Annotated in this window: 29 protein-coding genes; 17 read left to right on the forward strand and 12 right to left on the reverse strand. The window is 60.0% G+C overall.

Features of this window, described 5'->3' with window-relative positions; genetic code table 11:
* Window positions 1–297: 297 nt before the first annotated feature.
* Window positions 298–786 (forward strand): MarR family winged helix-turn-helix transcriptional regulator, encoded by a 489-nt coding sequence (locus tag HGSM_RS08085; protein WP_019148242.1) that lies wholly within the window; start codon window positions 298–300, stop codon window positions 784–786.
* Window positions 787–972: 186 nt separating this feature from the next.
* Here HGSM_RS08085 and HGSM_RS08090 read toward each other — a convergent pair whose 3' ends face one another.
* From HGSM_RS08090 to xseA, 5 genes are all read right to left on the reverse strand, one after another.
* Window positions 973–2,391: a class II fumarate hydratase gene (locus HGSM_RS08090; RefSeq protein WP_019148243.1), complete on the reverse strand. Its 1,419-nt coding sequence runs from the start codon at window positions 2,389–2,391 to the stop codon at window positions 973–975.
* A gap of 236 nt (window positions 2,392–2,627) precedes the next feature.
* Complete coding sequence (locus HGSM_RS08100; RefSeq protein WP_019148245.1) at window positions 2,628–3,263, reverse strand: carbonic anhydrase; 636 nt, start codon at window positions 3,261–3,263, stop codon at window positions 2,628–2,630.
* A 30-nt stretch (window positions 3,264–3,293) separates the two neighbouring features.
* Window positions 3,294–4,217, reverse strand: coding sequence for a carbohydrate kinase family protein (locus tag HGSM_RS08105; protein WP_019148246.1), 924 nt, complete (start codon window positions 4,215–4,217; stop codon window positions 3,294–3,296).
* An 8-nt stretch (window positions 4,218–4,225) separates the two neighbouring features.
* Window positions 4,226–4,489 (reverse strand): exodeoxyribonuclease VII small subunit, encoded by a 264-nt coding sequence (locus HGSM_RS08110; RefSeq protein WP_019148247.1) that lies wholly within the window; start codon window positions 4,487–4,489, stop codon window positions 4,226–4,228.
* A gap of 67 nt (window positions 4,490–4,556) precedes the next feature.
* A complete protein-coding gene (gene xseA, locus HGSM_RS08115; protein WP_019148248.1) occupies window positions 4,557–5,870 on the reverse strand; it encodes an exodeoxyribonuclease VII large subunit in 1,314 nt (437 codons plus the stop codon).
* Between the two features lie 9 nt (window positions 5,871–5,879).
* Between xseA and HGSM_RS08120 the strand changes: the two genes are divergently transcribed.
* From HGSM_RS08120 to HGSM_RS08165, 10 genes are all read left to right on the forward strand, one after another.
* Complete coding sequence (locus tag HGSM_RS08120) at window positions 5,880–6,089, forward strand: hypothetical protein (protein ID WP_154896381.1); 210 nt, start codon at window positions 5,880–5,882, stop codon at window positions 6,087–6,089.
* Between the two features lie 85 nt (window positions 6,090–6,174).
* Entirely contained in the window at window positions 6,175–7,278 is a 1,104-nt protein-coding gene (locus HGSM_RS08125) for a 4-hydroxy-3-methylbut-2-enyl diphosphate reductase (protein WP_019148250.1), read from the forward strand.
* Between the two features lie 156 nt (window positions 7,279–7,434).
* Window positions 7,435–8,520 carry a redox-regulated ATPase YchF gene (gene ychF / locus HGSM_RS08130; protein WP_019148251.1) on the forward strand — a complete coding sequence of 362 codons (1,086 nt, stop codon included), beginning with the start codon at window positions 7,435–7,437 and terminating at the stop codon, window positions 8,518–8,520.
* Between the two features lie 183 nt (window positions 8,521–8,703).
* Complete coding sequence (locus HGSM_RS08135; protein ID WP_230197518.1) at window positions 8,704–9,174, forward strand: GNAT family N-acetyltransferase; 471 nt, start codon at window positions 8,704–8,706, stop codon at window positions 9,172–9,174.
* A gap of 81 nt (window positions 9,175–9,255) precedes the next feature.
* Window positions 9,256–9,531, forward strand: a complete 276-nt coding sequence (locus HGSM_RS13750) for a type II toxin-antitoxin system RelE/ParE family toxin (RefSeq protein WP_051009778.1) — start codon at window positions 9,256–9,258, stop codon at window positions 9,529–9,531.
* Window positions 9,524–9,826, forward strand: coding sequence for a HigA family addiction module antitoxin (locus HGSM_RS08145; RefSeq protein WP_040594896.1), 303 nt, complete (start codon window positions 9,524–9,526; stop codon window positions 9,824–9,826). The genes HGSM_RS13750 and HGSM_RS08145 overlap by 8 nt, the downstream gene beginning before the upstream one ends.
* Window positions 9,823–10,338 (forward strand): GNAT family N-acetyltransferase, encoded by a 516-nt coding sequence (locus tag HGSM_RS13755; RefSeq protein ID WP_019148255.1) that lies wholly within the window; start codon window positions 9,823–9,825, stop codon window positions 10,336–10,338. Before HGSM_RS08145 ends, HGSM_RS13755 begins: the two co-directional genes overlap by 4 nt.
* Before the next feature lie 292 nt (window positions 10,339–10,630).
* Window positions 10,631–11,179, forward strand: coding sequence for a GNAT family N-acetyltransferase (locus HGSM_RS08155; protein ID WP_019148256.1), 549 nt, complete (start codon window positions 10,631–10,633; stop codon window positions 11,177–11,179).
* A gap of 114 nt (window positions 11,180–11,293) precedes the next feature.
* On the forward strand, window positions 11,294–11,824 hold the full coding sequence (locus HGSM_RS08160; protein WP_040594898.1) for a GNAT family N-acetyltransferase: 531 nt from the start codon (window positions 11,294–11,296) through the stop codon (window positions 11,822–11,824).
* Window positions 11,825–11,970: 146 nt separating this feature from the next.
* Window positions 11,971–12,423 (forward strand): DUF3817 domain-containing protein, encoded by a 453-nt coding sequence (locus HGSM_RS08165; RefSeq protein WP_019148258.1) that lies wholly within the window; start codon window positions 11,971–11,973, stop codon window positions 12,421–12,423.
* 117 nt (window positions 12,424–12,540) lie between these two features.
* Here the strand turns inward: HGSM_RS08165 and HGSM_RS08170 are convergent, their stop codons facing one another.
* Window positions 12,541–13,026, reverse strand: coding sequence for an FABP family protein (locus tag HGSM_RS08170; protein ID WP_019148259.1), 486 nt, complete (start codon window positions 13,024–13,026; stop codon window positions 12,541–12,543).
* Between the two features lie 558 nt (window positions 13,027–13,584).
* Window positions 13,585–14,307 carry a hemerythrin domain-containing protein gene (locus tag HGSM_RS08175; RefSeq protein WP_019148261.1) on the reverse strand — a complete coding sequence of 241 codons (723 nt, stop codon included), beginning with the start codon at window positions 14,305–14,307 and terminating at the stop codon, window positions 13,585–13,587.
* 395 nt (window positions 14,308–14,702) lie between these two features.
* Here HGSM_RS08175 and HGSM_RS08180 point away from each other — a divergent pair, with 395 nt between their 5' ends.
* Genes HGSM_RS08180 through HGSM_RS08195 form a run of 4 tightly spaced genes read left to right on the forward strand, consistent with a single transcriptional unit; the run spans window position 14,703 to window position 18,432 of the window.
* Window positions 14,703–15,278 (forward strand): MarR family winged helix-turn-helix transcriptional regulator, encoded by a 576-nt coding sequence (locus HGSM_RS08180; RefSeq protein WP_040594899.1) that lies wholly within the window; start codon window positions 14,703–14,705, stop codon window positions 15,276–15,278.
* Window positions 15,271–17,121, forward strand: coding sequence for an AMP-dependent synthetase/ligase (locus HGSM_RS08185; RefSeq protein WP_019148263.1), 1,851 nt, complete (start codon window positions 15,271–15,273; stop codon window positions 17,119–17,121). Before HGSM_RS08180 ends, HGSM_RS08185 begins: the two co-directional genes overlap by 8 nt.
* Window positions 17,118–17,567 carry a DUF2177 family protein gene (locus HGSM_RS08190; protein WP_019148264.1) on the forward strand — a complete coding sequence of 150 codons (450 nt, stop codon included), beginning with the start codon at window positions 17,118–17,120 and terminating at the stop codon, window positions 17,565–17,567. Before HGSM_RS08185 ends, HGSM_RS08190 begins: the two co-directional genes overlap by 4 nt.
* Window positions 17,554–18,432 (forward strand): DUF1295 domain-containing protein, encoded by an 879-nt coding sequence (locus HGSM_RS08195; RefSeq protein ID WP_019148265.1) that lies wholly within the window; start codon window positions 17,554–17,556, stop codon window positions 18,430–18,432. Before HGSM_RS08190 ends, HGSM_RS08195 begins: the two co-directional genes overlap by 14 nt.
* Window positions 18,433–18,503: 71 nt before the next feature.
* Here the strand turns inward: HGSM_RS08195 and HGSM_RS08200 are convergent, their stop codons facing one another.
* On the reverse strand, window positions 18,504–19,022 hold the full coding sequence (locus tag HGSM_RS08200) for a lipocalin family protein (protein WP_019148266.1): 519 nt from the start codon (window positions 19,020–19,022) through the stop codon (window positions 18,504–18,506).
* A gap of 112 nt (window positions 19,023–19,134) precedes the next feature.
* Complete coding sequence (locus HGSM_RS08205; protein WP_230197519.1) at window positions 19,135–19,917, reverse strand: tocopherol cyclase family protein; 783 nt, start codon at window positions 19,915–19,917, stop codon at window positions 19,135–19,137.
* Window positions 19,918–20,613: 696 nt separating this feature from the next.
* Here HGSM_RS08205 and HGSM_RS08210 point away from each other — a divergent pair.
* Together HGSM_RS08210 and HGSM_RS08215 are read left to right on the forward strand one after the other, a co-directional pair.
* A complete protein-coding gene (locus tag HGSM_RS08210) occupies window positions 20,614–21,945 on the forward strand; it encodes a glycoside hydrolase family 5 protein (RefSeq protein ID WP_019148267.1) in 1,332 nt (443 codons plus the stop codon).
* A gap of 9 nt (window positions 21,946–21,954) precedes the next feature.
* Window positions 21,955–23,367, forward strand: coding sequence for an MFS transporter (locus HGSM_RS08215; RefSeq protein ID WP_019148268.1), 1,413 nt, complete (start codon window positions 21,955–21,957; stop codon window positions 23,365–23,367).
* Between the two features lie 115 nt (window positions 23,368–23,482).
* Here the strand turns inward: HGSM_RS08215 and HGSM_RS08220 are convergent, their stop codons facing one another.
* Genes HGSM_RS08220 through HGSM_RS08230 form a run of 3 tightly spaced genes read right to left on the reverse strand, consistent with a single transcriptional unit; the run spans window position 23,483 to window position 25,233 of the window.
* A complete protein-coding gene (locus HGSM_RS08220) occupies window positions 23,483–24,409 on the reverse strand; it encodes a patatin-like phospholipase family protein (RefSeq protein ID WP_019148269.1) in 927 nt (308 codons plus the stop codon).
* A gap of 44 nt (window positions 24,410–24,453) precedes the next feature.
* Window positions 24,454–24,798, reverse strand: coding sequence for a VOC family protein (locus tag HGSM_RS08225; RefSeq protein ID WP_019148270.1), 345 nt, complete (start codon window positions 24,796–24,798; stop codon window positions 24,454–24,456).
* Window positions 24,799–24,834: 36 nt separating this feature from the next.
* A complete protein-coding gene (locus tag HGSM_RS08230; protein WP_019148271.1) occupies window positions 24,835–25,233 on the reverse strand; it encodes a VOC family protein in 399 nt (132 codons plus the stop codon).
* Window positions 25,234–25,278 lie beyond the last annotated feature (45 nt).

Here is a 25,278-nt window from a genome sequence, read left to right on the forward strand (position 1 = left end):
CGGGTGCCACTCGGGGAGTCGCATCGGGGGAGTTCGCGCTGGCCAAGAGGTGTCCTTTTGGGTCGTTGGTGGAATCCTGAGGTGGGGCTGGGGACTCCTGACTAACTCTGCGCCTCGAAACCCGCCCGCACCAGTGGAAACGGCTGAAAACTCAGTCGACTCCTAGTGACACCAGCCTACGTTTTTGGGCCGTCAGATGCATGTAGTGCGGGTGTTTTGCGCGATTCGAAGCCTTGTGTGGCACATCGGAAGGATTGCCTATAACACTTTCACACGAAAAATGGATACGATGACGGCGTGGATTTCAATGAACGAGCCCACAGGCAGTGGCAAGCTATCCTGCCGGGCAAAGACGTAGATTCTTTGTTGACGACGGGGCGCATCTTGCGCATCGCGTCCTTCCTCCTTGCCACGTCAGAGGAGATCGTTGGGGCGCACAACCTTACGCGTGGCGAGTTTGATTTGCTCTCCGCTGTGCGCCGCTCAGGCAAGAATTGCAGGGCTACCGAGCTCTCTGTCCTCACCAAATCGTCCGGAGCCGCCATTACTAAGCGCCTAGATCGGCTGTCGGCCGCGGGTTTGGTGTCCCGCCAGGTACTGCCGCGCGACCGCCGGGTCGTCATGGTGGACCTCACGGACGCGGGTCGCGAGCTCGTGGACAAGCTCCTACCGCTCGTGACAGTGGCTGAGGGCAAGTTACTCGCGGACTTTGACGAGCAGGAGATCAAGCAGTTTGGTGAGTTCCTGGCTCGCCTGCAGGCTGCGGTTGATCCCGTCCAGTACTGATTTTCGACGATTCCCTCGCGTTAGTCGCTTCCCGCACCGTACGGTGTGGGCTGGGCGTAGAGGGGTTCAAGTCGAGCGCCTGACCACGCAGAGCTCTTGATGCGTGAGGTGTGGGGTCATGAAGAGGGAGGCGCCCCGGAGAATTTCTCCGGGGCGCCTCCCTCTTCTTATTGTCGGGCGGTGGGACTACTCGGCTGGACGCGTCATCGACAGCACGTCGAGCGCAGTGTCGAGCTGCTCGAGGGTGACCTCGCCGCGCTCCACAAAGCCGAGGTCGATGACTGCCTCGCGTACGGTCATGCCCTGCTTGACGGAGTGCTTGGCCACCTTGGCCGCAGCCTCATAACCGATGGTGCGGTTGAGCGGGGTCACGATCGATGGGGAAGACTCGGCCAGCGCGCGAGCGTGTTCTACGTTCGCAGTGATGCCGTCAACGGTCTTGTCGGCGAGCACTGTTGCCGCAGAGGAGAGCAGGCGGATTGATTCGAGCACGCCCTGAGCAATGACTGGGATCTGGACGTTGAGCTCGAAGGAGCCGGATGCACCAGCCCACGCGACCGTTGCGTCGTTACCGATGACGCGCGCGGCGACCATGAGCACGGCCTCAGGGATGACCGGGTTGACCTTGCCGGGCATGATTGATGAGCCGGGCTGGAGGTCCGGGATTGCGATCTCGCCAAGGCCGGTGTTTGGACCGGAGCCCATCCAGCGCAGGTCGTTGCAGATCTTGGTCAAGGACACGGCGATGGTGCGAAGCGCTCCGGAGAGCTCGACGAGGCCGTCACGGGACGACTGCGCCTCAAAGTGGTCGCGTGCCTCGGTCAGCGGAAGCCCAGTGTCCTCAACCAGCAGGGCGATGACGCGCTGCGGGAATCCCTTGGGGGTGTTGATTCCAGTGCCCACGGCTGTTCCGCCGAGTGGGACCTCTGCTGCGCGGGGGAGGGCTGACTCTAGGCGTTCGATGCCGTAACGGATAGCGGCTGCGTAGCCGCCGAACTCCTGGCCCAGCGTGACAGGGGTTGCGTCCATGAGGTGCGTGCGGCCGGACTTGACCACGGCCTTGAACTCAGAGGACTTCTTTTCAAGTGAGACTGCGAGGTGCTCGAGCGATGGGATGAGCGTGTGGATGACGCCTGCGGTCGCGGCTACGTGAACCGAGGTGGGAAAGACGTCGTTCGAGGACTGCGAAGCGTTGACGTGGTCGTTCGGGTGAACCTCGCTGCCCAGCTCGCGGGTGGCCAGCGTGGCGAGCACCTCGTTCATGTTCATGTTCGAGGAGGTGCCCGAACCGGTCTGATAGACGTCTACCGGGAAGTGCTCGTCCAACCCTCCGCCGGCTACCTGGTCTGCAGCGGAGACGATCGCGGAGGCAACTGCCGAGTCAAGGACGCCGAGCTCCGCGTTGGCTAGAGCAGCGGCCTTCTTGACGCGGGCAAGTGCCTCGATGTGCGAGCGCTCGAGAGGAGTCCCAGAAATGGGGAAGTTCTCAACGGCGCGCTGGGTCTGTGCGCGGTAGAGGGCCGATGCGGGTACGCGGACCTCTCCCATGGTGTCGTGTTCAATGCGGAAGTCTGCGGTGACTTCTTCTTCGTGTGAAAGGCTCATGGGTCAATCCTGCCTCATTGTGACCTGTGACCCAAAGTCGCTGGTCTGCATCTGGTATGGAGCGGTCCAGCCAGGCGATCTGTCATCGAGTTCCTTGTGGAGACCCGGACGGGCGGGAATGAGCCCACAAACCCAGTTCCCCTCTACGACTACCTGGGCAGACGGCGTAAAAAAGCGGAGGAACACCGCTGTGGCATTCCTCCGCTGACGTCCCGCAGTCCGGGACCCGATGAGGACTACTCTTCCCCGATGTCGCCGATCACCTTAATGAGGTGGGCGGCGCCATCCTCGAGGTCATATTCCAGACCAATGATCGCGCAGCGCCCCTCAGCCACGGCGGCGGCAATTGCTGCAGAGTACCCGTGGAGCATCTCAGCGGTGTGCTTGACGTGCACGGTGCGCAGGAGCGCCTCGTCGATCTCATCGAGTGCTTCCGGTGTCGCCGTCATAGCTACGATCGATGGGATGACACGGTCGGTGACTGCGCGAATGAACCCTGGGGGCTGCTCGCCGGTGGCCAGTGTTTGAGCAGCCGCATGGACGGCTCCGCACTTGTCGTGTCCAAGGACAACGATGAGTGGTGTGTGCAGGACCTCTACTGCGTACTCGATTGAGCCCACCACTGTGGTGTCCACGGTGTGGCCGGCAGTGCGCACCACAAAGAGGTCGCCGAGGCCGCGGTCAAAGATGATCTCGGCCGCGACACGGGAATCGGAGCAGCCAAAGAACGTGGCAAAGGGGTTTTGCGCGACCTTGAGCTGCTCACGGATTTCAAACCCCTGTGAGGGGTGTTCCATGGTTCCGTTAACGAACCTGGAGTTGCCGTCCTTGAGTTGTTGCCAAGCCTGAGCGGGAGTGAGTTGTGTTGGCACGAAATTCCTAACCCAATGTTGGAAATAGATTTACTCGTCGAGTTCAGCAAGCCAAGGAGGGTTAGCGCCTGCGCGGGAGACAGTGACGGCTGCGACCTTGGTGCACTGCAACAAGACAGTTTCTAGAGTAGCGCTGTTGATCGCGTGGAGGTTTTGGCGTTCCACGGATCCGACAAGTCCCTGCTCCCACAGGCCGTGGAGGAGTGCGCCCATGAACGAGTCACCTGCGCCGACCGTGTCAGCAACCGTCGTCTGAGGGGCCGCCACCGTGAGTTCATCCTGGGAGGTGACAGCAAACGCTCCCTCACCGCCGAAGGTCACAACCACGAGGGCTGGGCCGCCAGCTTGCCAACGCCGCGCAACGTCGCGTGGGTCAACTCCCGGGTAGAGCCACTCAAGGTCCTCGTCGCTGACCTTCACCACGTCCGACAGTCCAACGTAGGTCTCAACGTGGGGGCGCACTTCATTCGGACTGCCCATGAGTGTGGGCCGCATGTTTGGGTCGTACGTAATGGTTGCGGTGTCGCGGGCAGCCTCGAGGAGCGCACGAACCTTGGCTCCGCCAGGCTGCAGGATTGCGGCGATGGATCCGGTGTGTGCGATGACAGCGCCAGCGGGTACCTGCACCGGGGGAAGGTCCCACTCGACGTCGAACTGATACGTGGCTGACCCACTTGCGGAAAGTGACGCGCGTGCAAGCGAGGTGGCCTGCGCCCCGGCGCTCGCAGGCTCAATGTAGACGCGAGACTCCTGGAGCCATTGCTCGATCGTCCGCCCTCGTTCATCCTGTCCAATCCACGTCAGCAGATGGGCGCTTCGTCCAAGTCTGCCAAGCGTGAGCGCCACATTTGCAGGGCTTCCACCTGGGTGTTCCTTGGTTACCCCGTCCGTTGTAGTGACGGCATCGATGAGTGCTTCACCGATGATGAATGCAAAGTGCGTTGGACTGGACATGCAGTTTCCTAGTCTTCAGATGGAAAGCCTGATGTGGACTGACGGGCCTGTTCTAGGCGCTGCTTCGCACCATCGAGCCATTCCTGGCACCTCGCGGCGAGTAATTCGCCGCGTTCCCATAGGGCAAGTGACGCCTCTAGCGAAGCCGAGCCCGCCTCGAGTCGCTGAACGATCCCGATCAGTTCATCGCGGGCCTCTTCGTAACCGAGCTGGGCGATCTGCTCCCGCGCAGCGGCGTCGATTGCGCTGGGTGTTGGGAAGTTTTCCGTCATGATTCTTCTATTCTCCGATACCGATGTAGGGAAATGCTAGGGCTTACATAATCCAATTAAGAAAGTTTTATGAGTTGCGAGTCGCAGTGAACGAGCCCTCGTAGAGCCGGACCGAGACCTCCTGGCCGGGAGCTACGGATTCAGCCGTAGTCACCACGTGACCGCTTAGGTCCTGGACCACGGCGTATCCGCGCTCGAGGGTTGCCCGAGGAGACAGCGCCCCGACCTGCGCGCTGAGGCGGTGCAATTCCAGCTCAAGGCGCATGACCTGTCGATCCAGGGAGTTGCGCAATCGCTCTGTCTGCTGCCCAAGCGCTACCTCGTGTGGCGCGATGAGTGCCATGGGGTTGGCTAGAACAGGCCGTGAAACCAGTTGTGCGAGCCCGTTGCTCTCGCGGATGACCCGGGACTCGATAGCCCCACGGATCCTGCCCAGAGCGTTGGCGACCCCGGCGCGCTCCTCCACAACGTTTGGGACGATCCGCTTGGCCGCGTCCGTGGGCGTTGACGCACGGAAGTCCGCCGCAAAGTCGATAAGGGGAGTGTCGCGTTCGTGCCCAATCGCGGACACGATCGGTGTGCGGGCCGCAGCCACAGCACGCACAAGTGACTCGTTGGAGAACGGCAGCAGATCCTCAACGGCCCCGCCACCACGGGCAATGACGATCACGTCGATGTCATCCCGAGCGTCAAGTTCCGCAAGGGCAGCGGAGACCTGCGCAACCGCGTGCACACCTTGGACCGCGACCTCTCTGATCTCAAACTGAACCTCGGGCCAGCGGTTGGAGGCATTCACCACGACGTCATGGAGAGCCTCGGATTCGCGGCCGCAAATCAGCCCGACCCGAGCGGGTAGGAAGGGGAGGGGTTTCTTACGTGAATCGTCGAAAAGCCCTTCCGCAGCGAGCTGGGACTTGAGCTGCTCAATCCGAGCTAGCAGCTCGCCCAACCCTACCTGCGCGATTTCCCGCGCCTGAAGTTGGAATGAGCCGCGCTTGGTCCAGAAGGTGGGCTTGACGTGGGCGACTACGTGCGCCCCCTCGGACAACGGGCCAGCGGCGCTCAGCGCATTGGCGTAGATGGAGACCGGCAGGGACATGTCCTGGTCGGTGTCGCGCAGCGTCAGAAATGCCATCCCGGCGCCGGGGCGGCGGTTGAGCTGAACAACCTGACCCTCGATCCACAGCGGAACCATGCGGTCGATGTACTGCGCGATCTTCTGCGAGAGCAGGCGCACAGGCCAAGGGTTGTCCTTGGTGGTGTCGCCGGCGCGCTCCGCGGGCCGAGCGGGTGCGGGCGCTGGCACAGACGAATCCGGCGCGAACTCGTCCGCAGTGGCAGGGGAGTCGTGGGCTGGGACCTCAGGGTTTTGATCAGTCACACATCAAGGATGCCTCAGCCCTCTGACACTGCTCGCATGCGACCCGCCACGCCGCCAACCCACACCACCACCCTCCACGAGAGTGTCCCTGAGCCCACTCTCCCTTACGAGAGTGTCCCTGAGCTCACTCTCCCTTACGAGAGTATTCCTGAGCCCACTCTCGATGAAACAGAACCAAGCCACCCCCAGATCGTGCACAAGGTCACCGCATTCCCCTGACCCTTTCTGTGCCGCTCTCACCTAGAATCAAGGGGTGAGTCAAACTTTGTCTTCCGCAGCCAGCCCAGCCGAATCCGTATTGCACATGCCACTCGCCACTGGTGAGCGGCTCGCAGGTTCGCGCTCCCAATCTGACAACGGAAAGCGCGTCCTCCTTGCAGCCCCACGCGGGTACTGCGCCGGAGTGGACCGCGCTGTGATCGCAGTTGAAAAGGCCCTCGAACTGCACGGCGCGCCCGTGTACGTGCGCAAGGAGATCGTCCACAACAAGTACGTTGTGGAAACTCTGTCTGAGCGCGGTGCCATCTTTGTTAACGAGACCGATGAGGTTCCAGAAGGCGCCCGCGTCGTCTTCTCGGCCCACGGAGTCTCGCCCGCAGTGGTTGCCGCCGCTAAGGAGCGCAACCTGGACACGATCGACGCAACGTGCCCGCTCGTGACCAAGGTTCACAAGGAAGCCGTCCGCTTTGCGGCTGACGACTACGACATCCTGCTGATCGGCCACACCGGACACGAGGAAGTTGAGGGAACTGCAGGTGAGGCCCCCGACCACATCCAGATCGTCAACTCCCCGGACGACGTGGACAACGTGACCGTGCGCGACCCCGAAAAGGTCGTCTGGATCTCGCAGACCACCCTGTCCGTGGACGAGACCATGGAAACGGTCAACCGCCTGCGCACCAAGTTCCCAACCCTGCAGAACCCGCCAAGCGATGACATCTGCTACGCCACCCAGAACCGACAGGTCGCGGTGAAGAAGCTCGCGCCGCAGTGTGACGTGGTGATCGTGGTCGGTTCGCGTAACTCGTCCAACTCCGTGCGCCTCAAGGAGGTTGCTAAGGACGCCGGCGCCACCGAGTCGTACCTGATCGACTACGCCAAGGAAATCGACGAGGCCTGGCTCGAGGGAGCCAAGACCGTCGGCGTCACCTCCGGTGCCTCGGTCCCAGACATCCTGGTCCAGGACGTCCTCAAGTACCTTGACGAGCGCGGCTACAGCGATGTCGAAGAGGTTCGCACCGCCACCGAGGACCTCATGTTCTCGCTCCCTCGCGAGCTGCGCGCCGACCTCAAGAAGGCCGGCATGGGCGAGCCTCGCCCTCGCCGTGGCGCACGCAAGTCGCTTGACGTCACGCCAGTTTCGGCCGATTCGGTCGTTCCTGCGGGGGATGACTGCAACTCCCTGTAGTACCAGCACGACGCGTCGTACCAACCCAGCCCGTTCGTCGATTGTCAGTTGGGGCCTTTGGCCCCACAGATTTTCGACGATCGGGCTGAGTTATGCGGTCAACCTCTCGTTTGTGGAAGTCCAGTTTTTGGGCGTGAGCCGGTAAGATTGGGCAACGTGGCTCTTACTATTGGAATTGCTGGTCTCCCGAACGTCGGTAAGTCGACGTTGTTCAACGCCCTGACACGTGCGCAGGTACTCGCAGCGAACTACCCGTTCGCAACGATCGAACCCAACGTTGGCGTTGTTCCCCTTCCCGACCCGCGGCTGAACAAGCTCGCGGAGATCTTTGGTTCCACCAAGATCCTGCCGGCGACCGTGTCCTTCGTGGACATCGCAGGTATCGTGCGCGGCGCATCTGAGGGTGAAGGACTGGGCAACAAGTTCCTGGCTAACATCCGCGAGGCTGACGCAATCTGCCAGGTCACGCGCGCATTCGCCGACCCAGACGTGGTCCACGTGGACGGCAAGGTCTCGCCTAAAGACGACATCGAGACCATCAACACTGAACTGATCCTCGCCGATCTGCAGACGCTTGAGAAGGCGCTCGTGCGGATCGAAAAGGAAGTCAAGATCAAGAAGGGCGATCCGGTTCTCTTTGAGGCCGCGAAGACCGCCCAGAAGATTCTTGAGGACGGACAGACCTTGTTCGCGGGCGCTGCCGCAGCCAAGCTGAACCTCGATGACATCTCGTCGCTGCAGCTCATGACCGCCAAGCCATTCATCTACGTGTTCAACACTGACGACGCTGGTCTGCAGGACAAGGCGTTCCAGGACGAGATCCGCGCAATTGTTGCTCCAGCCGAGGCGATCTTCCTTGACGCCAAGTTTGAGTCCGAGCTGGTAGAGCTCGAGCCTGAAGAGGCCGCCGAGATGCTCGCCGAGAACGGCCAGGAAGAGGCAGGCCTCGACCAGCTGGCCCGCGTTGGCTTCGACACACTCGGCCTGCAGACCTACCTCACCGCAGGCCCCAAGGAGTCCCGTGCGTGGACGATCCACAAGGGCTGGACCGCACCACAGGCCGCCGGCGTCATCCACACCGACTTCGAGCGTGGCTTCATCAAGGCAGAGGTCATCTCGTTCGAGGACCTGGTTGAGACCGGCTCCGTAGCCAACGCCCGCGCAGCAGGTAAGGCGCGCATGGAAGGCAAGGACTACGTCATGCAGGATGGCGACGTGGTGGAGTTCAGATTTAACGTGTAAAAGTGCTGGTCATGCACGGTTTTCGGCTCGGAGCGCCAGTGCTGTACAGTTCCAGTTCAACGTCTTAGGTACGGGCAGGATGAGCGCCAGCCTTGACGCTACGGTCGATGCTGATGCCGTTGGGTCAAGCTGAACTACGGAGAGGTGCAGATGGAAGCGCGGCTTGTCGATCCGAGTCAGTCCATGGCTGTACAGCGCATCATGGAATCCAACGCCGAGTATTCACGTCGCGTCGAGGGTGCTGTGCCGACCCCCGCTGCTGCAAACGAAGTCCTGTCGGCCCTGCCGCCAGGGGTGCCGATCTCGCAGAAGGTCGATCTCGGGCTGTGGGATGGTCAGGAACTCGTCGCCTTTGCAGACGTGATCCTCGGATGGCCCACCGTGTCTGTCGCTCACATCGGCCTGCTGATGACGGATGGTGCTCGTCAGGGCGAAGGCCTCGGCCGTAAGATGCACGACGCCGTGGTCGACCTGGCTGGCAGGAGGCCTGGCATTCAGTCGCTTCGGCTGTCGATAGTTGATACCAATGCCGATCTGGCTGCACCGTTCTGGACGAAGCTTGGCTACGAGCCCACCGGTGAAGCGGTGCCGTACGTTTCCGGGACTGTGGAGTCGACCGCTCGAATCTGGGTGCGGCCGGTGGCTGTCGCCTAGATGTTCTCTAAGCGACGAAACGTGGTCGAGTTTCGATTTAACGTATAGCGTTATTGACGCTTCGCGTTATACGCTGGTCTCGTGATCAGGTCGTTCGGCAGCAAGGACACCGAGCGTCTGTGGCGTCGTGAGCGCGTGCGGTCCATCGATCCCAGGATCCATCGGGTTGCTCTGCGCAAGCTGCGTCAGGTGGGGTCGGCGGAGGTGCTCGACGACCTTCGCGTCCCGCCGGGCAACCGGCTCGAAGCACTGAAGGGTGATCGGGTCGGGCAATACAGCATCAGGATCAACGACCAGTGGCGAATCTGCTTCGTGTGGACGGATGCTGGGCCAGAGGAGGTGGAGATCGTTGACTAGCACTGGCAGGATCGAGCCGATCCACCCCGGGGAGGTCCTCATGGAGGACTTCATCGAGGGGTTCGGGATCACTCAGAACAAGCTCGCCGTGTCGATCGGGGTGCCGCCGCGCCGAATCAACGAGATCGTGCACGGCAAGCGAGGGATCACGGCGGACACCGCATTGCGGCTGGCGAAGTACTTCGGCACGTCGGCTGAGTTCTGGATCAACCTGCAGAGCCACTACGAGCTTGACCGGGCAGAGGATGCTGCGGGGGAGCAGATCGAGTCGATCACGCCGCTGCAGGTCGCGTGAGCGACTTCGCCGCCTACGCGCCCAGCGTGAATCCGTCGGTGGCCAACGGGACGGTCAGCACCAGGTTGGCCGACCCGGCGGACGCTGGCGCGCTCGCCACAGTCATGGCAGTGCGTGGCGGAACCGTCGACGAACACGTCGATCGCGCGCGGAGGATGATCGAACGGCTGGATGTCCTGCTCATCGCTGAGCGGGATGGAGATGCAGTCGGCTGGTGCGGTGTGCAGAAGTTCGCACTTCACCCCGGCTCTGATCCGGAGTGGCTGATCGCAGGGCTGATGGTCGTGCCTGAGGCGCGCCGAGAGGGTGTCGCTGCCCGGCTGCTGGGCGAGGTGCTCCGAGCCGCGACGGAGAGAGCGCCTGGCGAGTCGGTCTTCAGCGTGATCAACGCCCGGAACCTCGCCTCGATCGATCTGCACCTGAAGCTGGGATTCGTCGAGGTGGGGCGGTCGGCGAACTACGCGGGCATCGAGTTCACCGGCGGTGAGGGAGTGCTGCTGAGGCATGGGTGACCTCTTGACCCAGAGGTTGGTCTGTACCGGAACTCGGTGGAGTTCCGCTTTAACGTCTGATCTGCGGCGCTAATTTTCCGGCGGGGGCCCGCATTCCGTTTGGAATGCGGGCCCTAACTTTTGTCATATCGACGAAAAGGCCGGGACGGCAAGTTGGCTCGTGGTTTCAGCGGCTGCAGTAGGCGTCCCCGACGGCTTTTCGCAGATTCAGGAACGGGACGGATCTCAGTTACTTCTCGTAGATGATGTCGGTTAGTCAGTCCTGAACCGAACCGAAAGGGCCTCGATTGATATGACGTTGCCGCAGGAGATGCCACGGCTCAACGACGAAGGCGTGGCCCTTCGACCGTTCGAGGACCGCGCTGCCGGGATGGTGATGACCGTGGCGTCTGATCCACTCATCCCGCTCATTACAACGGTTCCCACAAGTGGTACCGGCAATGACGGTCTTGCGTATGTCGCGAGGCAGCGCTCTCGGTTGGCAGCCAACACTGGGTACTCGTTCGCAATCGCCGATGCCGCCACTGATCGTGCGGTCGGGCAGATTGGACTGTGGATCGGTGACATTTCCCAATGGCGTGCCTCTACCGGCTATTGGATTGCGCCAAAGGATCGTGGAGTTGGCCGTGCACGTGCTGCTCTCTCCGTACTCACGGATTGGGTCCTATGCCTTGACCCTGTGGCACGGATCCAGCTGTACGTTGAGCCCTGGAACGTGGCCTCCTGGCGGACCGCCGAAGCGTGTGGATACGAGCGCGAAGGCCTTCTGAGATCGTGGCAGCAGGTTGGCGACGAGCGAAAAGACATGTACAGCTACAGTATTCTTCCGAAGCGGCGCTGAGGCCAGATTGATAGGACGCGCACCGAGTCAGATGGTGAGTTTGGTACCGAGCGGTGCAGGTCAGGAGCATCCGCGTTGTGACCGGTCGCGGGAACACAGGCTAGTGTGAAAACCATGACTCACATTTCTCCCGCCTTGCGGCGACTTCGCAGCGAGGACGCTAGGGCAGTTCTTGACGCGTTCGACTCGAATCCTGACATGGCGCGCCAAGGCGAGGTATCCAACTTGGCAGAAGCCGAAAGGTATGTGGGTAACTTGATCAAGCCAGGATCACCGCATGAAGCGTGGGCCATCACAGTTGACTCCACTGTGGTGGGCCTCATATGCGTGAGTGTCGACGAAGAGAACCGGAACGGCTGGTTCTGGTATTGGATGACGGATGCTGCCCGAGGGCGCGGGTGGACCGCCGCAGCAGCGGCCACCATCGCGGAATGGGCGCTAGGACCACGTGGACTCGAACGCTTGGAACTTGGGCACCGCGTGAACAACCCCGCATCGGGTGCGGTAGCTCGGCGTGCTGGGTTCGTGCAGGAAGGCACAGAGCGCGAGAAGTTCCTTGTGGATGGGCAGAGGGTCGACGTGGCCACATACGGGCGGCTGAGATCGGACCCTTCACCATCATTTGAGGGTCTTCCAATGTTCTAAGGCTAGGGCACAATTTCGTCACATGACGATGTTGAACTCCCCAGGTGCGTGAGCAGCGCTTTAGGCCCCGCGAGACGGCACGGATAGGATGAGCAAGGCCGCTCTGGCCGTATTCGAGAAACTCACGTTGGAAGGCATTACCCCGTATGGCACCGCGCACGCTGTTTAGGATTTTCTCGATCGCAGAGCTCTTCACCTGGGCCGGCCTTATTACCGCACTCATTCTCCGTGCGACAGGTACCGCTGACATTGTGTCAATTGCCGGAGGAATCCACGGTTTTATCTTCCTGTGCTACGTAGCCACCACGATCTTCGTGTGGGTAAACCAGCAGTGGAAGCCACGCATCGGTGTGACCGGTGTTGCTTTGGCCATCATTCCGTTTGCAACGCTGCCATTCGAACTGTGGGCTGACCGCAACAACCTGCTGGACGGCACCTGGAGGCTCGCCCCTGGCGGAGAGACGCCACAGAACTTTGTTGAGAAGATCCAGGCCCTCGTCCTTGCACGTCCGGTCGTAGCGGCTGTCCTTCTCCTTCTCATCGTGTCCGTGGTCTTCTCCGTGCTCCTGTACCTCGGACCTCCTATCCCACAGTCGTAAGGCAAGGTGGACGCCGACACGCAATCGTGCGCGCGCTGACGCACGCAGGGCCGCAATCCAGATGGATTGTGGCCCCTGTTTTGTTTGATCTTCGACGATATGGCTGAGGTCTTCATATTAACCAGCCGCTGCGTCGACCCTATGTAGTTCGGATGCCAGGTGGTGGGTCATGGGAACGCTCACTGCTGCCATGGCAAAACGAGTGGTGAGGACGTCTCCAACGAGTTCCAGTTGGCGCCCTGTTGCGTCAACCTGCTTGGCGCTTGCTGAGTTCGTGATCTGCGCTTCAAGCGTGCACTTGAATCCATTCTCGGAAACCGTGAGTGGGCCTTCCGCCAGCTCGGTCTGGCCAGTTGGTTGTGCTAGTACGAACTCCACTGTTGTTCCCTCAATTACGCGGAAGTAGCCGGTCTCTGTGTGCATGGGAGCTCCGGTCGGAGACCACGTGCGCTGGGCGTAGTGGAGAAACGGCTTTCCAATGTCTGTGAACGTCACCTCCTCGGTGTAAGTGAAAGAGTGGATCGTTGGGTACTCGCCCGAGCCTTCTCCCCTCCAGGTGCCGATGAGCCCGGCTACCGCTGCAAGTCCGGGGTGCAGTGTCATGAGGATTCCCTTCGGAGTTGGTGTCTCCAAGCACCATACATCCCTGCCATCAGTCCATCTGGACGTACGGACGAACGGTGAGTCGATCGTCGATAGTATTGGGGTCCTGGTGCGCAGTCCCGAATGGGACTGCGCAGCCAATTGACGGGGGAGACCATGCCAACTGGATCGGAGAGTGCCCACTCGGTCGCGCGTGGAGTTGCGCGAGCACGCAGCGAGGTCTCACTTCGGGGATTGCTGCTCTGTGAGGATGAAGGCCAGGCAGCTATCGTGCGCGAACATCTGACGCAGCACCTCGCGCTGACGCGGGCGGAGCAAGGATGTATCTCCTTCGAGGTCAACGCGACCATTGATCCACTGGTGTGGGAAGTCTCGGGCTGTTTGCCAGCCGGGAAGCCTTCGAATCCCACCATAAGCGGGTGCGGTCGAGCGAATGGGGCGCAACAACACGGGAGATCAGGCGAGAGTACACCATTTGGTAGGACAGAACTTCTTGCGCAGACGTGTTGAAAGGACCGCCGCTTGGCGGGCGCACGGTCCTGCAGCAACGTTCCACGGCTATATCGTCTCGGGGATGGGTTCTCCTGGGAATAAGTGTTCGTACTCGTGTTTGTATTGGCGCCTCCCGCTCACCTTCCAGAGGAATTTCACCGCTGCGGGCATGGTGGCGTAGAACGCTGCTCTGTCCTCTGGGCTGGAGTTAGCAAACAGCATGCCGAGTTGAGGTAGCAAGCGACTTTTCGGAATCGCTGCCCTGCTGTGCTCGCCGATGGCCTCCCACTCCTCAGCTGTAAGAACTTTCTCGGCGATAGGTACTACTTCAACCACTTCCCGCCGCAGGTGCACCTTGAGCACTTCCAGCAAACGCTCGTAAGCCTCTGCGAGTTGTTCTCCAATCCTTTTGTCCGCAGTGGTTGTCCACTGTTCAAGAAGTGGCGACGCATCGTCCAACAGCGATGCAACCTGTGCGTGATGTGCTCGCATTTGGCCAACATGTAGGGCGCAACTGGGAGAACGCTTCTCGAGTTTTTCCCAGAGCAGGAGATCCTCGCTTTCGTGGTGACTGTGCAGTGTCTTGTCTAGGTTGGAAAGCCATTCACCTACGAACTTGCTGCGGTTGGTGTCACCGGAGAGCACCGCTCGGACTAACTCTGGTGCTTGTTCGTACCCCCAGAGGAATGCGTTGTGAAGGATTCTCATGTCGTCACCGCTGCATAGGCGCGGTCCGTCGGGGACGGGTGGTGGAACCTCACCAGGAAGCGAGGCGTATTCAATCTTCATAGGTACTCCAAAGTACGCACTGTCGAGGTGCGAAATAAGTACGGGGAGGGAGAACTGTAGGTGGGTCCACTGCAACGTGGAGGCACCTGGCGTTGCATGAGATGAGGCGCGGTGGCGCTTTCACAGATTCAGCCCAAAAGGGAGTTCTGTTGGTCAATTCGCATCGGTGAGTGTCGCGTTCACCTAGTAACTCCATTAATTGTCGCTCTAAGGGTGGTGACGCGCACGGTGTTTCCGGAATCTGCACTCAACTCGATTGAGATCGAAAGCGTGAGTCTTGCTCGGAGGTGACTATCTATAGATGGCGAGGAGGATCGGCCCGAGCAGTCTCATTAACTTAACTAGGTTGAAATTATACCTAGCATGTATTAAGCCATGTGTAGTAAGTTTATGGAATGGAAAGTACACCAGATGCACATGATGCGTTACGAATGGGTGGCGTTAATGGCGTAACCCAGAACGACCCTCAGGGTAAGTTGATTGATTTTTCTTCTGTGGCGCCGCAAGATCTGGAGGAGATCTCCTCGCTCATGCAAGCTTTGGGGCATCTGCGTGAGATGGAGAAAGCAGTAGCCGAGGCCTCTGCAAAGTACATGGGGCTCAATGAGACAGACATGCGTGCCTTGCGCTACATCATGGTGTGTGAAAACCAAAACACTGTGGTGACTGCACGGGACATCTCAAAGTTCCTTTCTGTCTCCGCCGCGTCTACAACCAAACTCCTCGACCGTTTAGAGCATGGCGGGCACATCGCGCGGCAACCGCACCCCAGCGATCGACGCGCTCTACAAATCAACGTAACGCCGGAAACCAGGCGCGCTGCGTACGAAACCGTAGGAAAGCATCAGGCGCGGCGGTTCCATGCCGCTGCTCGCCTGACTTCACGTGAGAGGGAAGTGGTAACGCGCTTCCTCAAAGATATGACGCAGGAAATAGATCTTGCTCACGCCGACTGGGGGAACAATGACTGACACAAGAACTGAAATCCATGCGCCACTCCTGGTGGATCCATCCACCAAACAGAACGTGACAGATCTGCTGTTAGATCGGGTCACTCGGTCGCCTGGCCATGTCGCCTTCAAGGTTGCATTACGCGATTCGACAGCAGGAGCGCTTGCCGATGTGACAACTGCTGAGTTCCACCGTACGGTCACGTCCGTTGCAAAAGGTTTGATCCGTAAAGGGGTGAGGCCGGGAGACGCGATTGCGATTCAGGGTCCTACCAGTTACGAATGGGCAGTGGCCGATATGGCTTCGTTCTGGGTTGGTGCTGTGGTCGTTCCGATTTTTGACACCGCATCGCCCGACCAAGTGGACTTTGCACTCAAAGATGCGGGTGTCAAGTGGGGTTTCGCCACCACTGCCAAGCAGCGAGCGGGGATACAAGACTCCTTGGTGAAGCCAAGTAGCTCGAGTGCTGAGGTGGTGTGGAGTTTGAGCCTCGACGACTCCGGGATGCTCGGGCTGGCAGAATCCGGTTTGGGGATCAGCGATGAGACTCTGGAAGAACGCCGCGTCTCCGCCGCTCTCGATGATGTCGCAACTATCGTTTACACCTCCGGCACCGAGGGGCGCCCCAAGGGCGTGGTTATTACCCACCGGAACTTGGTGGGCCAGGTGCTGAACATCGCTGCAGGATATAGGGAGGTATTCAGTGTTGACGGAAGCACTCTGATCTTCCTGCCTCTGGCGCACGTCCTTGCACGAGGGCTGCAACTGATCTGTCTTTCGGAGGGGATGGCGATCAGTTACGAATCAGATCCTTCCAAGGCTGTGGCGGCGCTTACCCAGATTCGACCGTCGTTCTTGGTGGTGGTGCCGCGCGTGCTTCAGAAGGTTCGTGAACGAGTCGCAGCAACTGCTGCACAGAAGCGGATCGGATGGCTCTGGAAGAACGCTGAAACTACCGCAGTTTCCTTTGGGCTTCATCTAGAAAGTGTTCAGGATGCACCGCACACCAAACCTCCTTTGCAGCTCAGGGCTGCGCACACGTTCTTTGACTTACTCTTCTACCGGAAGGTTCGCAAACTCTTTGGTAACAAACTTGAGTATGTGCTGAGTGGTGCCGCGCCACTGGAAAAGGAGCTCGGCTTGCTCTTTCGAGGAATGGGCATTGATGTTTACGAAGGCTACGGTCTCACCGAGACCACTGCTCCTGTGACAGGAAACCGCGTAGGAAACAACTTCTCGGGTACCGTAGGTCCACCGCAGCCCGGGCACAGTATCCGTATTTCTAACGAGGGCGAGGTGCTAGCGCGCGGGATAGGTGTTACGCCGGGGTACTGGAATGCTCCCAGCACCGATAACTCGTTTGTTGATGGATACTTCAAAACCGGGGATCTCGGGAGGCTGGACTCGCAAGGCAGACTGACGATTACCGGCCGGATCAAAGAGGCCATCGTTACGGCTGGCGGGAAAACGATCTCTCCACAGGCATGGGAACAGCAGGTGGAGTCAGATCCATTAATTGCCCACGCGATCATGGTGGGAGAAGCAAAACCGTTCCCAGGTGCCTTTGTTTTCCTGGAATCGAGTGAGTTGTCTCGAGTTGGTCTGGAACTTGAGGCCTCAGAACAAGGATTTACTCCGGTTGAGGACCCTAAAATCTTGGCCCGAGTCATTCGCGCACTCCAAACTGCCAACCAGCAGGTTTCCAAGCCCGAGCAAGTGAAGCGCTTCGCCGTTTTCGTGACACGTTTCCAGCCAGGCAGCGAGTTCATGACTCCCACTATGAAGCTCCGACGGTCAAATGTCCTCGGCAAGATGACAAGGCAGTTTGAAGAACTCTACGTGAGTGGGCGGGCGCTACAGTGAGCGGCGTTCGTCGTTGGATCTTGAACTGGCTGCTGGTTCTCATTGTGTTTGCGCTCGTAGATGCTGGCTGGATCATGGGCGTTGTCATGCCGATCTACCGCAGAGAACTTGGTGATGTGATGGCAGCGTCCGTGGATTCAGGTTCAGCTTTGGCCTTCTACCTCTTGTTCTGTGCGGGGCTTACCTACTTCGGGTTGGCGCCACAGAAACAGGGAGTTCCCGTGAAACAGCGCATTATCAACTCTGCGCTCTACGGGTTATTTACGTACGCGACCTGGGCCCTCACGCTGAAGGTCGTACTCGGCAAGGTGTCGTGGGCTCTAGTTTTGGGCGACATTCTGTGGGGTATCGCTCTTTGTGGAGTTGTAAGTGGAATAACAATGCTCATCAGTTACCAACTGGGAAAACTCTCCCAAAGGAAGGCACTCAACCATGAAAAAGACTGAAGCACGACGACTAGCTATCACCCTGGGTGTGCTGATTCCTGCTGCGTTGTTTGCTTGGGCGGGAAGCAGCGACACCGTGGAATGGAGTGGGGTACCTCTCTATGCCGTGGTTGTGGCAGCCGCGTTCATTGTGCAGTGGCTCGTATACATTCCTTCGCAGATCTTCCACACGGAGCGGTTCTTTGACCTGACTGGAAGCCTGACCTACTCGCTGATCACGCTTGGTGTGTTGGCCGCGAACGAGGACCGGGGTGTACGAGCAACTGTGCTCGGTGTCCTTGTCATAGTCTGGGCTGTCCGGTTGGGCTCCTTCCTGTTCATCCGCATCAGCAAAGACAAGTCCGACAGCAGGTTCGATGAGATCAAGAAATCGCCTATGCGTTTCTTCAACGTGTGGACGATTCAGGGCTTGTGGATTACCGTCACTGCTTCAGCAGCGTGGATTGCCATAAGTTCGAACAACCAGTCCAAGCCCGATGTGCTCTTCTATGTCGGAATCTGCATCTGGGTCGTAGGGTTCGCATTTGAGGTCATTGCTGATGCGCAGAAGCGTCGCTTCAGAGCCCGCACGGACAAGACGGAACCGTTCATAACCTCAGGATTGTGGGCATGGTCGCAGCACCCGAATTACTTTGGAGAAGTTGCGATGTGGACGGGCATCGCCCTGGTTGCTCTGGGAAACCTCAGTGGCTGGCAGCTCATCGGCCTTATGTCTCCAGTTTTTGTGTACGTGCTGCTCACCAAAGTTAGTGGTATCCCCACGCTTGAGGCGAAGGCGGAAACTAAGTGGGGGGATGACCCCGCCTATCAAGCGTACAAAGCGCGCACATCGATCTTGTTCCCGATGCCACCACGCCGGAAGTAATGCGCGCAGAGGAAGGACTCCTAAAAAGCCATTGATGTGCCTGTGGGTCGAAAACTCCGGCGAGCTCCTAGTTACAGATCATTGAGGAGCTCGTCGGAGACCACTTGGCCATCTTGGGCAGGGGTTATCCACGCCGACAGATCAAAACCCTGCGCGCGCGCCTCAGTAAGATACTCGGCCTTGATGGCCTCAGGAAGGTCCCAGTCTCGAGCCAGAAGCCACAGGTTCTTGCGGTCAGGCGTGCCCACAGGCGAAACCGTGTACTCCGGATCAATCTTTAGCACCCAGTAGTCACCCTCAGTAAATGGAAGCCACCGTAGGAGCTTGGGCAGGAACGACACTGTGAGTTGTCCCGGTTCTCCGTCCACGGGTAGTGCGCGGCCAAGTGACTGAGTGGGTTCGCCGTTTTCATCAAAGCACCGGTTGTCTACCGTTACGCTGCCGTCCTCGGCCAGCGCATAGTTGGCCGTAATACATGACGCGTTATGGTCCTCCCATTTGAGGGGTAAGCGGCCAATCTCAAACCACTGACCAACGTACTTTGTAAGGTCGAGCTCAGAAACAGACTGTACGCCGGCGGTTTCACTCATCCGTACTCCTAACGATAGGGCGGGGAATGGTCCAACCACTCCACGTTGGGTGGACGGCAGCACCTGCGAATCATGAAAACGATGTGCCGGATTCTGTGCCGTCAGCAAAACCTTAGGGCAATCTTGCTGGTCCCGCAGAAGTTACGGAAGCATCGAGCCTCCTCCGAAGTAGCTCGGCGCGGGCGCGCTCCAGTCCTCCGTGCTTCAGCGCCGCAAGCGCGGTAGTTCCTGCCCATACTTCGCGGCCGAAACGCCACACCCGAACTGTCAGGTCCCCAACTAAGTGTTCCAGATCGCCGGCAACATTGCGGTGCTCGCTGGGCAGTGGAACGGGGAGCACGAACGCCTGGTCCAGAGGGGCCGAGGCTTCAACCTCGACTCGCCACCCATATCCGCGCCCTGACAACCGCCACCACTCATCGCCCGAGGTAGTCCGCACGGGGCTGACCACGGGATTGCCCAAACGGAAGACCCGCCCATCGGGCAACCGCACAACAAGCCCGGTCACCTCGACCTTCATTGGGCCCGCAGTCACGAGTCCGCCGGCAAACGCGACACATGCACCAGTGTCAGCGAACCCTTGGGCTTGCCCCCACCACCAAGCCTCTGGAAAGCCCTCACGCCCCCAGTTCTTCTCCCCGTACACCTCCGCGCCAGCGAACTGCATCACCGTGTCTCCTACAACTGCAGTCCCGCTCGCTTTGCCTCCAAGGAGCCACGGATGCCAGTACTGGTTGAGGCCTGGAATCATGTGGAAAACGCTCGAACCTCCAAGCGAGCGCCGGGGCCATGGAACCAGCTCATCGAAGGTGAGATCGAGACGTACGTCCGGACCGAGGTCCACGCGCAAGCTCCGCTCATCGCCTTCGAATACCCGGTCTTCAGTCCCCGCCACATACACCTAGCCGCTTGGGGTCTGTCCACGCCCCATCGAAGGCCTCGGTGCGTAGAAAACCGTTGGGCCATGAAGCCAGACCGACCGTTGCCCACTGACCCTGTGGCCCTCGATTAGCACCGCACAAGGCAATGAGCACGCGCCCAGTGTCGGGGTCGGTGATCCGCCAAAAGTAGCCCTCCATGGCAACTCCACTGTGCGCCCGCACAGGGAATCCAAACAGTGGGTCGGCGCCAGTGCCGCGGTAACGCTTGAGCAGTCCCATGCCTCAGTACAACACGCCATCTGAGATGCCGCTCCACAGGATTCACGACGATCTTGGCTGGCACCGCAGCCCATGTGCGGTCCCAGCCAAGATCGTCGAAAATCAGGCGCCAAAGGCGCGAGGACTTAGTGATAAGCGCGGAAGGAATGGGCCACGAGACTGCGTCGCGGACTCGCGCAAACGAGATTTCGTTCTGGACAGGGTTTCGAATGGGGTGTGTGCCAGGAAACTGTGATGACTGGGCTCATGCTTAAAGCCACACTTCACCAGTACACTGTGGGAACGCAATCTTGCTGCAACGGAGCACAGGAGGGGGCGCAATGCGGGTTACCAATGATGGAACCACACTGAGGGACGAGTACGGCCGGCAACGTGTTTTTCACGGGATAAACCTAGTGGCAAAGGGGAACCATGAACCCCACGGCACATTCGTGGATAGAGGGTTCAAAGGCGAGTGGACTGAGCAGGACATCAAGGAACTTGCCGCCCGCGGTTTTACGCTGATCCGGCTTGGAGTCATGTGGGCGGCAGTAGAGCCTGCGCCAGGGCAGTACGACAGCGCGTATCTCCACTGGGTTGCAGAGCAGTTGGACCTGATCCACTCGGCGGGGATGAGCGTGCTCCTTGATGCCCACCAGGATTTGTACTCGCAGAGCTTTGGTGACGGAGCACCGGAATGGGCCACCCAGTCCACCCATTCGTTCGAGGAAACCGAACTGTGGAGTGACGCCTATCTGACGAGCCCTGCACTCCATGAGGCGCTAGACGCGTTCTGGGCCAACGCCCCCGGACCCGGCGGAGTGGGATTGCAGGACAGGTTCGCTGGGATGTGGGCGCACGTGGCCACAACGTTGGGCAGCCACCCGGCTGTGATTGGATATGACATTCTCAATGAGCCCTCGCCGGGCTCGCAGGCGCCGGAGATCTTTGGCACGCTCATCGCTACATTTGCCGCGGTGACGGACCAAGCCCCAGAGCAGGTCTTTGCAGACTTTGAGGATCCGGAAGCCAAGTTTGCCCAGCTAGCGAGGCTAGAGGATGCGGCGCTCTACCGCCAACTTGGGGACGCCGTTGCACCACTCGTCCAAGCGTTCGAGGTCGACTCAGTGGCGCCGCTCATGGAGAGAGTGGCGGAGGCGATCCGTGCCGTGGACACAAACGGACTTCTGGCCCGCGAGCACTCCTACTTTGCCAACATGGGCGTGCCATCTGGGCAGCCTGCGCTCGCGGACAACGCGTGGGTCTACTCTCCGCACGGCTATGACCTGACGGTGGATACACCGGCCATCGCGCTGTCCTCGAACACTCGTGCTGGCGTGATCTTCTCTCGGCACAAGGAAACTCAAGAGCGCCTGAACGTGCCCGTGATCGTGGGGGAGTGGGGCGCGCTCAGTACGGGTGAGGGCGTGCGTGCGCACGGACAATTCCTCATGGACCTGTTTGATTCGTATGGCTGGTCGTGGACCTACTGGGCGTGGGAACCAGAGTTTTCCGGCTCGGAAGCCTGCGAAACTCTCACTAGGCCTCGACCCATCGCCTTTGCTGGAACCGCCCGCGTGTGGCGAGTCGAGGATGGGCACCTCCACGCTGAATGGGACGGCCAGGTAGGAGACCAGCCGTCAGTCTTCTTCGTCCCAGAATCAGCCTCCGAATACCACGTGGAAGTACTGTGCGATGGGGCCGAGATCGCGGCCCAGATGGACGGCCCGTGGATCAGGGTCCCCGCCGCACAGGGCCACTTTGTGTTGAACGCAAGGCAATAGGCCGCCGCGATGGCGATGTCGTTCAAGCAGAGGTTTCTGCTCGCTACTCCGCTCCCTGCCACGTGGATGTCGAACGTCATCATCCACAACGTCTACGTCAAGTTCTATACGGACGTGATCGGGCTTGATCCCAAGTATGTGGGTTGGGTGTACCTGGCCTTCAATATCTGGAACATCCTCAACGACCCGGTGTTCGGGGTCATACTGGACAAGATGAAGTACCGGCCGGGGCGTGGCAAGTTCCTGCTGGTCATGCGGGTAACAATCCCGTTCATGCTGGTCGGAATCGTTGCCATGGCGTGGAGCAGTCCGTCATGGCCGCAAGCCATTATCCTCACGGTGTTCCTGCTGGAGCTCTTTCTCTTTGACGTGGCCTCCACGTTCTACATGATCTCGGCGGTCAGCTACGGATACTTGGCGGCGCCCACTCGGGAGGACCGCATCGACGTTGAGGTTGTGAAGTCCTGGGTAGGAAACATCACCTCGGCGGTGGCCACAATCGTTGCGACACAACTGCTGGTAGGCGACGCGATCACCGAGCGCACCACCATGGCAACAATGCTCATGGGGGTAGTCCTGGTCAATGCCGCCCTGTATCTGATCCCGGCGTTGCTCCTCAAGGATCCGCCGGAACTCTACGAGAATGGCGATGCCGGCAACGAGGCCGTCACCTGGGCTCAGCTCAAGGTGGATGCTAAGTCGATCGTGTCCATGCGCGCGTTCTGGGCGTGGTTTGGCTATGGCATTACGGCATTGGCGCCTATGGGCATGTACTTCACGGCGTTCCTGTTCCTCATGGACCACGTGATCCGGAGCAGCGGCACTGAGGCAACCATCACCGATGTAGGTTCGATGGTTGTCGTCCTACTCCTTTTGCCGTTCGCGGCTCGAATGATCAAGCGGGTGGGGAGCCGCACCGCGATCTATATCGGATTCGTCCCGTACTTGGGAGGGCTCGGGGCACTGTTCTTTGTCACGCAGTGGTGGCAGGTCCTGATCAGCTACATCTTCATCATGGGCGGCCGCTACATCATGACAACTGCGGGCGTCGCGCTCGAAGGTGCGCTTATTGACGACAACGAGCGCCTCACCGGCACCCGCAAGACCGGTTCGTTCGCTGCGCTTCGCGCGCTCATGTCCGCGCCGATCACCGGAACACAGACCACGATCTTCATGTGGATTATCGCCGCGTACGGCTACAACCAGGACGCCGACGTGCAGTCCGAGACCGCCCAGTGGGGAATCCGCATCGCGGCTGCGGGCGTCCCCATTCTGTTTGGCCTGCTCGGTATCGTCGCGCTCTTCTTCTTGCCCTACTCCAAAAAGGTCGAGGCGGACCTTTCCGAGTTCTCCCGCGTCAGGCGCGGGGACAGTACCGCTTTTATCCCTCAGAAGCCGTTGGCTTCTGAGGAAATTGCCTGATTTTCGACGATCTTGGCTGGGAGTCGCTGCGTCCTCGCCTCCCAGCCAAGATCGTCGGGAATTTCCTGCGTGAATAGGCGCCGCGCTACAACACGAGGGTTGCCCATCGGGGACATCAGCTCTCGAGGAACTGACCGAGCGATCGGGCGGATTCCACTCCTTGCCTGAACCCTGCTTGGGCTGTTGCAGCCCGTGCCGCAGGGTTCATGTTGTTTCCGCCCATGGCCTCAAGGACTGCGGGACTTGGGGTGAGCAGGAGGACGGAACTGCCGCCGGCCTCGAGGTCCTCAATGCAGGAGAACAGCTCGGTGCCCCAGGCGGGCTCGCGGCGGAGTCCCTCGAACATCGTTGCGTGGCCCTCGCTACCGGGGTGGCGCGCGAGCGGCGCCAGCACGACAACGTGGCGGTACCCGGATGCAAGGTGGACGTTTTCGGCAGAATGCGCGCCTCCGTCGATGAACCGCTCGCCGTTGATCTCACGGGAGGCCACACCACCAGGGAGTGAGCAGTTTGCCGTCACGGCGTCCACAAGGTCCACGTCGGAACTGCGATCGAACGCCACTAACTCGCCGGTGTGGGCGTTGACGGCAGTGATGAGATGCCGCTGCTCGGGCCATGACCTAGCGGGAAACCTCGACTCGACAGTTGCGCGCCACGCGTCTGCGCTGTCAGCAAGCACGGGATCGCACTCGAGCGCGAAGGTGCCCATTCCGGCCCTGATGTCCTGCGCCGAGTGGGCGTTGGCGGAGATTTGGCGCATCCGATCAAACACAGTGCTGACGGGTATGGCAGGGGCGCTGCGTTGCTGCGAGCGACCTGTGCTTGTCGGGGCGGGGGCTACCGCCTGTTCGTACAGATCCGAAAGCGAAACATTTCCGCTGACCTGCGTCGCAGTGGTCGCGCCCGCCGAGGTCCCGATGATCACGCCAGCATCATTGGCCACGCGGATCCCTGCATGGTCGAATCCCGCGAGAACTCCGATCTCCCACCCGTTTCCTGTGGCGCCGCCACCACCCAGTACCAAGGCAAGGTTGTTATCCAACCTTGAAGCGTGCGCTTCCATCGCGGGCAGCGCAACCCATTTACCTAGGGTGCTGCGGAGGTGATCCGCAGGAAGTACCCATCAGGATCTAGGAGGCGGAAATCTGTGAGCCCCCACGCGCGCGCTTGAAGGCCTTCCACGAGCGGCCAACCCGTTGCCTGGACGTGCTCGAACTCCGCCGAGACATCCTCGACTTCAATCACTATCTCCACTCCGCTTGGCACATACCTCGTGGACGGATCGACTGGTTCCCATGCGGGGACAGCGCCGAGCCGAACACTTCTGCGGACCACAGAGGCGCAGGGTGCCGCGGACTCGCGCCTGTCATCCGCAATCTCGAACCCGAGCACCCGCGAGTAGAGGTCCACAAACGCATTGAGGTCACGCACAAAGAACTCGAGCCTCAGCCTTGCTGGCGTCTGCCGCTAGTGCCCGTCCTCAAAGCCGATGAGCCACCGTACGCCGAACTTGTCTACCACCTGACCGTCGGTGGCGCCCCACGCACGATGGGCGAGTGGATCGAGGACGGCGCCATCCTGGCTCAGCGCCTCAAACCATGATGTGAGCGTGGTCCCGTCCGCAACGCCCAGAAGCGAAATGGCCACACCTTTTGGGTTCACAGTGTCTTCGCCTTCTACCGCGTCAGTGCCGTAAAGCTCTACGGGGCCTGAAAGCACGCCGTGCGCAATGGCGTCTGGTGGCCCGTCTGTCCGCTCGAATTGCTCAAAGGTGAACGTTTCCAGCTTCCCACCAAAGACGCTGTGGTAATGGTTCAAGGCCTCGGCTGCGTTGCCGGGGAACCAAAGGTACAAACTCTGAGCCATGCTGGTACTTCCTTCCGAGTTCAGGTGCTGTAGGTGAGTCACAAA

The organism is Timonella senegalensis JC301, assembly GCF_000312125.1.
Taxonomy (GTDB): Bacteria; Actinomycetota; Actinomycetes; order Actinomycetales; family Cellulomonadaceae; genus Timonella; species Timonella senegalensis.

Coding starts and splice junctions, on each gene's coding strand:
- HGSM_RS08090 (WP_019148243.1), bottom strand. CDS start 2,391: ATGAGCCTTTCACACGAAGAAGAAGTCACCGCAGACTTCCGCATTGAA.
- HGSM_RS08105 (WP_019148246.1), bottom strand. CDS start 4,217: ATGTCCAGTCCAACGCACTTTGCATTCATCATCGGTGAAGCACTCATC.
- HGSM_RS08110 (WP_019148247.1), bottom strand. CDS start 4,489: ATGACGGAAAACTTCCCAACACCCAGCGCAATCGACGCCGCTGCGCGG.
- HGSM_RS08120 (WP_154896381.1), top strand. CDS start 5,880: ATGCCTCAGCCCTCTGACACTGCTCGCATGCGACCCGCCACGCCGCCA.
- HGSM_RS08125 (WP_019148250.1), top strand. CDS start 6,175: ATGCCACTCGCCACTGGTGAGCGGCTCGCAGGTTCGCGCTCCCAATCT.
- HGSM_RS08135 (WP_230197518.1), top strand. CDS start 8,704: ATGGCTGTACAGCGCATCATGGAATCCAACGCCGAGTATTCACGTCGC.
- HGSM_RS08155 (WP_019148256.1), top strand. CDS start 10,631: ATGACGTTGCCGCAGGAGATGCCACGGCTCAACGACGAAGGCGTGGCC.
- HGSM_RS08160 (WP_040594898.1), top strand. CDS start 11,294: ATGACTCACATTTCTCCCGCCTTGCGGCGACTTCGCAGCGAGGACGCT.
- HGSM_RS08165 (WP_019148258.1), top strand. CDS start 11,971: ATGGCACCGCGCACGCTGTTTAGGATTTTCTCGATCGCAGAGCTCTTC.
- HGSM_RS08170 (WP_019148259.1), bottom strand. CDS start 13,026: ATGACACTGCACCCCGGACTTGCAGCGGTAGCCGGGCTCATCGGCACC.
- HGSM_RS08175 (WP_019148261.1), bottom strand. CDS start 14,307: ATGAAGATTGAATACGCCTCGCTTCCTGGTGAGGTTCCACCACCCGTC.
- HGSM_RS08180 (WP_040594899.1), top strand. CDS start 14,703: ATGGAAAGTACACCAGATGCACATGATGCGTTACGAATGGGTGGCGTT.
- HGSM_RS08185 (WP_019148263.1), top strand. CDS start 15,271: ATGACTGACACAAGAACTGAAATCCATGCGCCACTCCTGGTGGATCCA.
- HGSM_RS08195 (WP_019148265.1), top strand. CDS start 17,554: ATGAAAAAGACTGAAGCACGACGACTAGCTATCACCCTGGGTGTGCTG.
- HGSM_RS08200 (WP_019148266.1), bottom strand. CDS start 19,022: ATGAGTGAAACCGCCGGCGTACAGTCTGTTTCTGAGCTCGACCTTACA.
- HGSM_RS08215 (WP_019148268.1), top strand. CDS start 21,955: ATGGCGATGTCGTTCAAGCAGAGGTTTCTGCTCGCTACTCCGCTCCCT.
- HGSM_RS08230 (WP_019148271.1), bottom strand. CDS start 25,233: ATGGCTCAGAGTTTGTACCTTTGGTTCCCCGGCAACGCAGCCGAGGCC.